The 11,316-nt window shown below is 45.8% G+C and carries 14 protein-coding genes; 11 read left to right on the top strand and 3 right to left on the bottom strand.

Going from position 1 to position 11,316, the window contains the following annotated elements:
• The first annotated feature begins 130 nt into the window (after positions 1-130).
• From Q0307_RS09495 to Q0307_RS09480, 4 genes are all read left to right on the top strand, one after another.
• Positions 131-1,192: a transposase gene (locus Q0307_RS09495; RefSeq protein WP_298659851.1), complete on the top strand. Its 1,062-nt coding sequence runs from the start codon at positions 131-133 to the stop codon at positions 1,190-1,192.
• A gap of 10 nt (positions 1,193-1,202) precedes the next feature.
• Positions 1,203-1,676 carry a MerR family transcriptional regulator gene (locus tag Q0307_RS09490; RefSeq protein WP_298659849.1) on the top strand — a complete coding sequence of 158 codons (474 nt, stop codon included), beginning with the start codon at positions 1,203-1,205 and terminating at the stop codon, positions 1,674-1,676.
• A gap of 133 nt (positions 1,677-1,809) precedes the next feature.
• A complete protein-coding gene (locus tag Q0307_RS09485; protein ID WP_298659847.1) occupies positions 1,810-2,262 on the top strand; it encodes a hypothetical protein in 453 nt (150 codons plus the stop codon).
• Positions 2,259-2,888, top strand: coding sequence for an alpha/beta hydrolase (locus tag Q0307_RS09480; protein ID WP_298659845.1), 630 nt, complete (start codon positions 2,259-2,261; stop codon positions 2,886-2,888). Before Q0307_RS09485 ends, Q0307_RS09480 begins: the two co-directional genes overlap by 4 nt.
• Positions 2,889-3,263: 375 nt before the next feature.
• Here the strand turns inward: Q0307_RS09480 and Q0307_RS09475 are convergent, their stop codons facing one another.
• Positions 3,264-3,758 (bottom strand): hypothetical protein, encoded by a 495-nt coding sequence (locus tag Q0307_RS09475; RefSeq protein ID WP_298659843.1) that lies wholly within the window; start codon positions 3,756-3,758, stop codon positions 3,264-3,266.
• A gap of 226 nt (positions 3,759-3,984) precedes the next feature.
• Here Q0307_RS09475 and Q0307_RS09470 point away from each other — a divergent pair, with 226 nt between their 5' ends.
• The 4 genes from Q0307_RS09470 (at position 3,985) to Q0307_RS09455 (ending at position 8,145) form a co-directional block, all read left to right on the top strand.
• Positions 3,985-4,488, top strand: a complete 504-nt coding sequence (locus Q0307_RS09470) for a rhodanese-like domain-containing protein (RefSeq protein WP_298659841.1) — start codon at positions 3,985-3,987, stop codon at positions 4,486-4,488.
• A 14-nt stretch (positions 4,489-4,502) separates the two neighbouring features.
• Positions 4,503-5,462: a serine O-acetyltransferase EpsC gene (gene epsC, locus Q0307_RS09465; protein WP_298659839.1), complete on the top strand. Its 960-nt coding sequence runs from the start codon at positions 4,503-4,505 to the stop codon at positions 5,460-5,462.
• Positions 5,463-5,534: 72 nt separating this feature from the next.
• Positions 5,535-6,464 carry a family 2A encapsulin nanocompartment shell protein gene (locus tag Q0307_RS09460; protein WP_298659837.1) on the top strand — a complete coding sequence of 310 codons (930 nt, stop codon included), beginning with the start codon at positions 5,535-5,537 and terminating at the stop codon, positions 6,462-6,464.
• The gene (locus Q0307_RS09455) at positions 6,439-8,145 is read left to right on the top strand and encodes a family 2A encapsulin nanocompartment cargo protein cysteine desulfurase (protein ID WP_298659835.1); all 1,707 of its coding nucleotides are present in this window, start codon (positions 6,439-6,441) and stop codon (positions 8,143-8,145) included. Before Q0307_RS09460 ends, Q0307_RS09455 begins: the two co-directional genes overlap by 26 nt.
• Before the next feature lie 61 nt (positions 8,146-8,206).
• On the opposite strand, the gene Q0307_RS09450 is transcribed toward Q0307_RS09455, so the two are convergent.
• On the bottom strand, positions 8,207-8,644 hold the full coding sequence (locus Q0307_RS09450) for a TA system VapC family ribonuclease toxin (RefSeq protein ID WP_298659833.1): 438 nt from the start codon (positions 8,642-8,644) through the stop codon (positions 8,207-8,209).
• A complete protein-coding gene (locus Q0307_RS09445; protein ID WP_298659831.1) occupies positions 8,641-8,865 on the bottom strand; it encodes a hypothetical protein in 225 nt (74 codons plus the stop codon). Before Q0307_RS09445 ends, Q0307_RS09450 begins: the two co-directional genes overlap by 4 nt.
• A gap of 355 nt (positions 8,866-9,220) precedes the next feature.
• Between Q0307_RS09445 and Q0307_RS09440 the strand changes: the two genes are divergently transcribed.
• The 3 genes from Q0307_RS09440 (at position 9,221) to Q0307_RS09430 (ending at position 11,260) form a co-directional block, all read left to right on the top strand.
• Complete coding sequence (locus tag Q0307_RS09440; protein ID WP_298659829.1) at positions 9,221-9,547, top strand: c-type cytochrome; 327 nt, start codon at positions 9,221-9,223, stop codon at positions 9,545-9,547.
• 12 nt (positions 9,548-9,559) lie between these two features.
• Positions 9,560-10,864: an FCSD flavin-binding domain-containing protein gene (locus Q0307_RS09435; RefSeq protein WP_298659827.1), complete on the top strand. Its 1,305-nt coding sequence runs from the start codon at positions 9,560-9,562 to the stop codon at positions 10,862-10,864.
• A gap of 132 nt (positions 10,865-10,996) precedes the next feature.
• A complete protein-coding gene (locus Q0307_RS09430; RefSeq protein ID WP_298659825.1) occupies positions 10,997-11,260 on the top strand; it encodes a hypothetical protein in 264 nt (87 codons plus the stop codon).
• The last annotated feature ends 56 nt before the right edge of the window (positions 11,261-11,316 follow it).

Below are 11,316 nucleotides of genomic sequence, written 5' to 3'. Positions count from 1 at the left end.
AACAATTGGACGGCCTGAAAAAAACCGTCCGACAATTTGTGTAGATACTTATGCCTTCAGGGAGGGAGCTATAAGGCGTAAGGCGTAGCCGATCTATTCATGGGTTGTACCGTTTAGTATAATCAAACTGATGAAAACCCTAAAATTGCGTATCAAAGACCAACATCGTTCAGTGCTTAATCAGTTAGCCACTGAAGTGAATTCCGTCTGGAACTACGTCAATGACTTGTGTTTCACTCACTTAAAAAGAACTGGGAAGTTTTTTAGTGCTTACGACGTGGCAACGTATACAACGGGTGCATCGAAAGAGCTGAATCTACATAGTCAAACCATTCAAGCCGTCACCGAAGAACTAATTAACCGCCGTAAACAATTCAAGAAAGCGAAGTTGAATTGGCGGGTGTCCAATAAACAATCCGCTCGCCGTTCATTAGGTTGGATACCTTTCAAGAAGTCAGCCCTCAAATACAGCGATGGCTTTGTTCAGTATGGGAAGCAAACCTTTAAACTCTGGGACAGCTACGGTTTAGCCCAATATAGCGTGAAAACCGGTTGCTTCGTCGAAGATACTAGAGGTCGCTGGTATGTGTGCTTAGTGGTGGACAATGCGCCTAAACTAGAATCGAAAGGTACGGAATCTATTGGTATAGACCTAGGTCTTAAAGACTTAGCTACCCTTTCCAATGGCAAGAAGTTGAAGGCTGATCGGTATTACCGTCGCTATGAGCAAAAACTAGGAATCGCTCAACGGGCTAGAAAGAAGCATCGAGTTAAAACACTTCATGCCAAGATCAAGAATACCCGAAAAAATCAACTGCACCAATTTTCCACTGAATTAGTCAAAGCCTATGCGGCCATTGTCATCGGTGATGTCAGCTCAAAAGCCCTAGCTAAAACCCAACTGGCTAAATCCGTGTTAGATGCGGGTTGGGGCAGTTTTAAAACCATGCTCCGGTACAAATGCGCGAACGCAGGGGTCTGGTTTGAGGAAGTGAATGAGAAGTACACGACCCAAGCTTGTTCGAGTTGCGGCTCACTCAGCCCCAACAGTCCGAAAGGTAGAGCAGGGCTTGGAATAAGAGAATGGTCTTGCCCTATGTGTGGGGCACTGCATGATCGTGATGTGAATGCAGCTAAGAATATTCTCGCGCTCGGACATGAGCGTCTCGCCGGAGGAATCCTCGTCCTTTAGGGAGAGGAGGATGTCAATGTACTACGACACGATTGGCCTGCTGCCTGCGTCCACCCGCAGTGCTAGTAGTTATAGGTTATATACCGAACAAGCTTTACAGCGCATGTTGCAGATACAAACTTATCGTGAAGCGGGTTTGCCTTTAGAAACAATTCAAACCCTCTTGGCCTCTAGCACGGACAGTAGCGTTTCTGTGCTGGAGCGCCATCTCCACGATTTGAATCGGGAAATGCAGCGCTTGCGTCGTCAGCAGCAAGTTATTATTCGTTTATTGGAATCCCCCTCGGCTTTAAATAACAGCCGCACCATGACCAAACAACGCTGGGTGGAAATGCTGCGAGTGGCAGGCTTAGACGAAACCGGCATGAATAAATGGCACGATGAATTTGAGTACCGCTCGCCGGAAGCACATCAGGATTTTCTGGAATCTTTGGGGATTGAGGCTGAGGAAATTCAAATGATTCGGCAGATGTCTAGGCAATGACTCAGCTATAGCCAAAGTTTAGTTGCGACCCTTTAACTATCCACCTCGCTGTATAAGCTTTCCATTTTTTCTTAGTTCCACCTAGCCCAGCTCTTTCCTAAAGTGTTGCCTTATCTGGTATAGGAAAAATTTCATGGCACTAGGTTTAGCGGCTGACTCCACAGTTTCTAAGGATCATTTAGCGAATTTTCAAACGCTTTATGTTCAGTTAATGAATTTGGAGTTTCAGCAGCATCTATCCGCGTTGCATTTGGAGTTGACCGCGCAGATCACCACACAAAAACCGAATGCTGCCAAGATTGATGAGCTGCTTAAGCAACTCCAGCAACAATTAAGTGAACAATTTAAAGCCGAAGAACAGGACATGAACGCCACAGACTATCCCTATTGGTTGCTGCATCGTCATCAACATCAACGTGCTTTAGAAAATATTGCACGGCATGTTGAACTCTGGAAAAAACAGCGCAATGCTTGGGCTTTACGCGATTTTGTAGAAAAAACCTTTACTCAATGGCTCTACACCCATCGCCGTGCTGATATGGCAGCCGCCTTGTTTGTCGCCTATGTCAAAGAGGCAAACACATGAACACTATTTTAAGCGTCCCCGGTTTATATGGCAGCGAGTTGCAACATTGGCAAACTTGGATAGAACGCAAATTGCCAAACATTAAGCGGGTTGAACAGGAGGATTGGGACAATCCCATCCTACCCATTTGGGCACAAGCAGTCAGCCAAAGCATCCAGCAGGCACGTGGTAAAGTCTGGATTATTGCACATAGCTTCGGTTGCCTAGCCAGCATTTATGCAGCGCAAAAACAACCTGAAAAGATTGCTGGAGCGATGTTAGTTGCGCCTGCCAATCCAAGCCGCTTTAGCTTACACGGTTTTCAGGCCGGTGAATTGTATGTAAGCGCACGTGATAATGTTGCCCTGCATTTACCCAAACAAGCCTTGGATTTTCCAAGTGTAATCGTCGCTAGTAGCAATGATCCGTGGATGTCTTTAGAAAGCGCAGCGGTTTGGGCAGATACTTGGGAAAGTCGCTTTATTGATATTGGTGCAGCCGGACATATCAATGTTGCTTCTGGTTTTGGTGCTTGGCCAGAAGGTTTAAGAATTTTCGAGAATTTTCAGCAGTCGCTTTACGACTTGCCCCAAGGTGCTATTAACGCACCACAACAACGATTTAATTTAGCATCACCGGAGTTTTAAAATGACACTACGTTTAGGCGATATTGCATCCGATTTTGTGCAGCACTACTCTACAAGATCATGAAGCGTTACAGCACCGTTTCCCCAAGGCTTCCGCGCGGTTAAACCCTATTTACGTTTGACTCGTATCTAAGATTTCGACTTAACTCTGCGAAAAGCGTTAAGCCAAACTTCGGTTTGGCTTTTTTATGTGTTTTAATCGTTACTTGAAAGAGCAAGCTTTCCTGATTTTTTCTTGCGAAGGCACTCTCAAAATGAAGATGCCCGCTCAAGCACACCTTAAGCGGGCGACTGTGACAAATGGAAATAGGAGGAAAGTACAGCCCCATTTGTCGAGGACAGGTAGACCCATTCACACCTGTAAGAGAGACCTAGTTAGGCTTTATTCGCGACCTTTTTCACGGTTTCACTCGCTTGAGCCGCTGCTGTTTTACCCAAATCAATCACTTCAGCCGTAGCCGATTCAACGGCTGCTTTCGTTTTTTCAGTGGCTTCAGTAGCAGCTTGCTTGCCTGCTTCAATTAATTGCGTAGTACCGGCTTGTGCAGCTCTAAATGAAGCTTCGGCGGTCGCATTGAACTCATCATGATAAGCTTTAAAAAGCTCAGCAGTTTCGCGCCAATGGGTTTGCCATTTTTCACCCCAAGCACTCAACAATTCATTAATAGGTTTTTGCTCGATGCCCAAAACTTGGCGCTTTAAACCAAACTCAGCATATTGTGAACCAAAATCTAAATAGCCTTTTAATAACTCGCCCTGTTTTAAACGTAAAGCTTCTGCCGTTTTTAAATTTAACTCACCTACTTTTTGTAGAAAGTTAAATTGGGTAGTTGCCAATTCATTAATGGCTTGGATAGTATTCGTAGTCATTGCAAGTTTCCTTTATTTAGTTTATGTGCTGCACAATAAAATAAAACTTCCTTTCATCAAACCAACAAATCTTGCTTAGCTTTTATCAATATTAAATAAGTCACTTATGCAAAATTCTCGATAAGCATAGTGATTTTAATTCGTTCCGCTGCTAAAGGACTGTTGTTAGTCTTTTGCAGCAACAGCCAACCATTCACCGTTTAATGTGTTCTTGCAGGAGGACTACATGGATACACCAAGCGCCAGTAGTAGCGTCTTTAATAATGATGCAGAACCCACTGCACCTAGCTCCGTTACTTCCAGCTCGATTAGCTCTGAGATCCAACAAGCTGTTGATTTAGCTTATGCAGGGATTGTTAGCCCTACACAGGCTTGGGCTTGGTTTCAAGCAGGTGAAGCAGTGATTGTCGATGTACGCACTAAAGAAGAATTACATTTTGTGGGTCAAGTACCGGGAAGCTTGCATGTAGCTTGGGCTACTGGTACGGCAATGAATCGTAACCCACGGTTTGTAAAAGAACTGGAAACTAAGCTCCAAAAACAACAAAAAATTCTATTACTTTGCCGTAGCGGTAAACGCTCAGCCGAAGCTGCCAAAGCCGCTACCAAAGCAGGTTTTACACGGGTGTATAACATTGCCCAAGGATTTGAAGGCGATCTAAATGCACAACAACAACGCGGCGCTTTAGGTGGCTGGCGCTATGCAAATCTACCGTGGCAACAAGACTGATTGAGCACCTCAACATGAGCAGATTATTAGCGATTCGTCCTGATTTAATTCCTGATTTAGAAACTACTAATTGGCAACTGGATAGCATTGTCACTGAGTTAAAAAGTAAACGCCGTGTTTGGCGTGCCGAACAACAGCGTCCGCATTATTTCGGTGGGCGTAATTTGCCCTCACGCGATGCAGTACAAACTATTGTGAAAGCCTTGGGGCAAGCTCTATTCCCAATGCGTTTAGGCCCTATTGACCTTCACCAAGAGGCTGAAGACTATTATGTCGGCTTACAACTGGACTCTGCTTTAAAAGCTTTATACACCCAAGCGCGTTTGGAACTCGCTTATGACGCGCATTTAGCGCAAATCGCTCAAGGCACACTTGCTTCCATTCAACTGGATCAGCAAGCCAAAGAAATTGTACAAACCTTTGCTAGCACCTTGCCGCGTATCCGCCAAGATTTAGATGCAGATGTATTAGCCGCTTTTCATGGCGATCCCGCTGCACGTTCAGTGGATGAAGTACTTATGTGCTATCCGGGGATTAAAGCCATGATTTTTCATCGGATTGCACATGAATGGTATGTACTAGGTTTGCCACTGTTGGCACGCATGCTCGCCGAACTGTCCCACTCCGAAACTGGTATCGACATTCACCCCGGAGCGACCATTGCCAGTGGTTTTTTCATTGATCACGGCACGGGTGTAGTGATTGGTGAGACTGCTACCATCGGTAAAAATGTGCGCCTTTATCAAGCAGTCACTTTAGGGGCGAAACGCTTCGAGAAAAACGAAGATGGGACGCTCGCCAAAGACTATGTACGTCACCCTACCGTAGAAGACGAAGTAGTGATTTATGCGGGTGCGACTATTCTGGGCAATATCACGATTGGGCGTGGTTCGGTTATTGGTGGCAATGTGTGGCTCACTCATAGCGTGCCCCCACATAGTCATATAAGCCAAGAGCACTCTAGCCGAATGTAGTGCTGGCTTTTAACACTTAACTTTTCCTTTTTATTTATTTTTCAACGCCTTTTAAGCAAGGAGAGCCAAGTCATGGCTGAACAACAGCTAAGTCAACGATCTTTAAGTGATGGTGCCGCGCGCCAGTTGGCAAATGCCACCAAAACCGCACCACAGCTATCCACGATTACCCCGCGCTGGCTAGTGCAATTACTGCAATGGGTTCCTGTCGAAGCCGGTATTTATCGCGTCAACCGCGTGAGTAACCCACAAGATGTACAAGTGGCGTGTACTCAGCGCGATGAGTCATCCTTACCAGAAACTTTCGTCGATTATGACACCACACCGCGTGAGTATTTTCTGAATGGTGTCTCTACTATTCTGGATGTACATACCCGTGTTTCCGATTTATACAGTAGCCCACACGACCAAATCCGTGAGCAATTGCGCCTCACCATTGAAACTATTAAAGAACGCCAAGAAAGCGAACTGATTAATAATCCGGAATATGGCTTATTGGCGAGCGTGAGCGATGAGCAACGGATTTCAACTTTGACGGGTGCACCGACACCGGATGATTTGGATGATTTATTGCGTAAAGTGTGGAAAGAGCCGGGCTTTTTCTTAACTCATCCGAGTGGGATTGCCGCCTTTGGGCGTGAATGTACGCGTCGTGGTGTACCACCACCCACCGTCAGTTTATTTGGTTCACAGTTCATTACATGGCGCGGTGTACCTTTGATTCCCTCGGATAAAGTACCTGTTGAGGATGGCAAAACCAAAATCTTATTAGTACGCACTGGTGAAAAACGTCAAGGTGTGGTCGGTTTATTCCAACCCGGTTTAGTCGGTGAGCAAAGCCCGGGCTTATCGGTACGCTTTATGGGGATTAATCGCAGTGCTATCGCTTCTTATTTGGTGTCGCTGTACTGTTCGCTGGCGGTGCTCACCGAAGACTCATTAGCCGTGTTAGATGATGTGGAGGTGGATAAATATCATGACTACCCAAGCACCTATAAGTAATTTAGGCGCAGCTCCGGTAGACGAAACATGGCTAGCACAACTTGCGTCTAGCCTGTTTGGTAGTTTGCCGACTGAAACACCGAGCCTCAATAATATTCCGCCTAGTGTGACACTATTGCCGCACAATGAACCACAACATTGGGTAAATACGCCTGCGCTGTTGCAGCGTGCGCCTGCAGTCATCGCTAATAGTTTAGCCACTGCGACTCCAGCGTATACTTACCCCGACTTTACGGGTAAGCCTAAAGGTTTGGGCTTGCCTGATTTTGATTTAAGTGGTTTGGATTTAGGCTTAGTGCGTGCGAATACCCAAGTACCTTCAGCGGCAAATGCAATACCGCACGACTATTTTCTGGAGCATAGCGTACCTGTCACCAGCCAAGTACAAGCTCCTGCTGTGCCTAGTGTGGCAAACTCAACGACGTATTCAGGCTTTCAAACACCGATTGCCATACCGCCCCGCACTAGCTTTGATATTCATGCGATACGGCGTGACTTTCCGATTCTACAAGAGCGCGTGAATGGCAAACCGCTGATTTGGTTTGATAATGCAGCGACGACACAAAAACCGCAGGTAGTGCTTAATCGGCTTAGTTATTTCTACCAACACGAAAACTCGAATGTACATCGGGCAGCGCATGAATTAGCGGCACGGGCTTCGGATGCTTATGATGGTGCGCGCCAAACCGTGGCAAATTTCATTGGTGCACATTCGGTGGACGAAATTATCTTTGTACGCGGCACCACAGAAGGCATTAATTTAATTGCCAAAACTTGGGGCAAGCAAAATCTCAAAGCGGGCGATGAAGTGATTGTTTCGCATTTGGAACATCACGCGAATATTGTGCCTTGGCAACAATTGCGCGATGAGCTTGGCATTGTACTGAAAGTGATTCCGGTGGATGACCGTGGGCAACTGCTGCTAAACGAATATCGTCAATTACTCAGCCCTAAAACTAAGCTGGTATCCGTCACGCAAGTCTCGAATGCCCTAGGCACGATTACCCCGATTGAGGAAATCATTGCCCTAGCCCATGCGATGGGTGCAAAAGTCTTAATTGATGGTGCACAGGGTATTTCGCACATTCCGGTTAATGTGCAAACCTTGGACGCGGATTTTTATGTGTTCTCAGGGCACAAAATTTTCGGCCCAACTGGTATTGGGGCTATCTATGGCAAGGCGCATTTACTAGAGACTATGCAACCGTGGCAAGGCGGTGGCAATATGATCGAAGATGTGACCTTCGAGCATACCGTCTACCGTAAACCACCGCTACGCTTTGAAGCAGGTACGGGCAATATTGCGGACGCGGTAGGTTTAGCGGCGGCTTTGGATTATGTATCGACTGTGGGTCTGCCTGCCATTGCCGCCTATGAGCATGCCTTGGTGGAATATGCCAGTGAATACCTGCGCCCCATTAAGGGTGTACGTTTAATCGGTACTGCACCGCATAAAGCCAGCGTGGTTTCCTTCGTGTTAGAAGGCTATACCACCGAACAAGTGGGCAAAGCCTTGAATCAGGAGGGTATTGCAGTACGCACTGGACACCACTGCGCTCAACCGATCTTAAGACGGTTTGGGTTGGAGGCAACTGTGCGCCCCTCACTAGCGTTTTACAATACTTTCGAGGAGATTGATGTGTTAGTGGGTGTCGTGAAGGGATTGAGTCGGAAGATTTAGTGCGCTTAGTTTACATCGCAATTAATAAGGCGGACTCGTTTCGCCTTATTAAGCTTCCTCTCTAAGACTTCAATATCACCAAATGCCCTTCAGCCGCCTGAGGATAAAGGCTCTGCAAACCTGCATCAAAGCTAATCAAGCGTCCGTGTCGCTGAATCGCTAAAGAATACAAATAAGCATCTGTAATCTGCCGATGCCCAACCACATAACCTGCTTGAAAAACTGCACCATCCAACAAGGCTAAACTATCCTCCCAAAACTGATGAGAGGGAATTTCAGTTAAGGCTTTTAGTAAGCCTAAAGCATCAGCTAAACCTACGGCATTGGGTAAGATTTTGGGATTGGCCGACAAACGCACTAAAGCACTTTGTGTGAAAGGGCAAGTTGCCCAGCCATACTGCTGTTCACGATTAAACCATTCATGTGCTGCTTGATGATGAATATGTGTCGGCCATGCGAGTGCTACTAAAACATTCACATCTAATAAAGCAACTTTCATGCTTCATCTTCCAGTAACTTAAGGTGATCTGGCGTAATCGGGCTGGCATGACTAGGCACATTAAACACCGGAAATAAACCTTTACGCGTGTACTCCGGCGATTTCTGCAAGCCTTTACGCACCAAATCAGAAAGCACTGTACCCATCGCCAGCTTATTTTGTGCCGCTATGTAACGCACAATATTGAACACATCGTCATCCAGAGTAACGGTGGTACGCATAGTCTTCATCCTAAGTTAATTTTCTGTGAGTATAGCATATTGATGCTTAGACATTATGATGCTTTGATGTCAAAAGAACTCTCAGCCCTGCGCAATTTTGGAAGCTACTCTATTCTTGAGCTTTACCACCATGCACTATTTGTGGGATCGCCCGAATCAACTAGTGGATACTCGCTTAGCAACTTGGAATACCGAGCTACTTTCGCAGAACAGACCTATCAGCAAACCTTGCGGGTTTTGAAGCTGATCTAGCACTATGAAAAAAACAGATAAGCTAAGCACAAACGGTTATTTTCATTCACTCACCGATCCCTCATAAGGTTAGAGTTTCCTAATAACAACCAAGGAGACAGCGATGAAGCGTTCTGCAATCGTGTTGAGCGTATGGATAGCAGCACTGTGTACACCAACCACTCAGGCTGCGGATAATGTGAAAATCAGCCGCGCATCCCTACTCACTCAACCCTGTTTTTCCTGCCACGGTACAAATGGCAATAGCACGGGAATCCCTATTCCAAGCCTTGCGGGACAAACCGAAGCAGCACTCAGCGTCTCACTCCTAGCATTTAAAAAAGGTGAGCGCCCTGCCACTTTAATGACACGTATTGCTAAAGGTTATAGCGATGAAGATTTACAACTCATTGCCAACTACCTTGCGACTGAAGCTAAACCCACTCACTAAAGGAGCCTCTGTATGGCACATCTTTCACGCAGACATTTTCTAAAAATGGGTGCTGGCCTAAGCGCTCTTGGTTTAATGGGTTTCCCCCTGTTGTCATTGGGTGCAGCGGCCAAAGTCGTAGTGATCGGTGGCGGTAGCGGTGGTGCCACCGCAGCACGTTATCTAAAACGCTATGACCCCAGTCTCGACGTAACCTTGATCGAGCGCAATGAAACCTATTGCACCTGCTATATGAGTAATGAAGTGTTATCGGGTGATCGCACCCTAGAGCAAATCAGTTTTGGCTATGAGGGTTTGAAGAAAGCGGGCATTAATGTCGTGATTGATGAAGTCACCAAGGTCGATCCGACGGCTAAGAAAATTACTACAGCAAAAGGCGAGTTTAGCTACGATAAACTGATCGTCTCTCCCGGCACTGATTTAAAATGGGATGCGATTGAGGGGTATACCGAAGAAACCGCCACAGAGATTCCTCATGCATGGAAAGCCGGTGAGCAAACTAAAATTTTACGTGCTCAATTAGAGGCTATGAATGATGGCGGCGTCGTAGTGATTACCGCACCAGCCAACCCCTTCCGTTGCCCACCGGGGCCTTATGAACGTGCTAGTTTGATTGCGCAATATCTCAAGGAAAAAAAAACCAAATCTAAATTAATTATTTTAGACGCTAAGCCTAATTTCGCTAAACAAGACTTGTTCATGCAAGGTTGGGAAAAGCTCTACGGCTACAAAACAGACAATAGTTTAATCTCATGGAAGGGTTTGGAAGACCAAGCTAATGTCACCAAAGTGGATGTGAAAACCCGCACGGTCACGACCGATTTTGGCGATACGGTCAAAGCGGATGTCTTGAATATTATTCCTGCCCAAAAAGCTGGAAAACTGGCTTTCGATATAGGTTTGACAGGCGATTCTGGCTGGTGTCCGGTGGATTTCAAAACCTTTGAATCCGCTAAACACAAGGATATTTATGTCATTGGCGATGCCTGTATTGCAGGGGCGATGCCCAAATCCGGTTACTCCGCCAACTCGCAAGGTAAAACCGCTGCCGCCGCAGTGGTTGCATCCTTACGTTCAATTGAATTACCTGAAACTTCGCATATCAATACCTGCTATAGCCTAGTGGGTAAAAACTACGGTATCTCTGTCGCAGGCATTTACAAAGTAGGCAAAGGCGAGGATGGCAAAGATTCAATCGTCGCCATTAAAGACTCGGGTGGTGTTTCGGCTAAAGAAGCGGATGAAGCGACTCGTGCAGCGGAAGCAGCTTATGCGCATGGCTGGTATAAAAATATCACTACGGAAATGTTTGGCTAGCTATCAGCTTAAGCAGCAAGCGCTAGGTTTATTGACTACAGTAAACTTTTTTCTAAAGAAGTTTAGTCACTACGCATAGCGCTCTTTATTGCGCAATCCAGCAAACTAGTCTCACTCTGCGCCTCCAAGGATTTGGCCAAAGATCAAGGCAGCTTAGTTTATCGCTTTGGCAAAATGGGTAAACCCGAATTGAGTATTTCAGAGCAAGCTGAAGCTTGTTTAAATGCTTTTACCTACTCCCACTATTTCCGTGCCCAAGTAGACCGCACCGATATTTCCTTTAAGAATAAGGAATACGAATATCAAGTATTTGATAATTACGATAGTGAAACTAAGCCGATTTATCAGCAAGGTGTACATGTATTAAATAAAGCAGGTACAAAAGAAATTATTTAAAACGGTTTGCGAGTTAATCCACTGACATCCTATAAAAAACCTTTTGTAATGCTTAA

It is taken from the genome of uncultured Thiothrix sp. (assembly GCF_937873765.1).
In the GTDB taxonomy this organism is placed as follows: Bacteria; Pseudomonadota; Gammaproteobacteria; order Thiotrichales; family Thiotrichaceae; genus Thiolinea.
The sequence above is the reverse complement of the archived record's forward strand: the minus strand, read 5'-3'. Positions and strand labels throughout refer to the sequence as shown.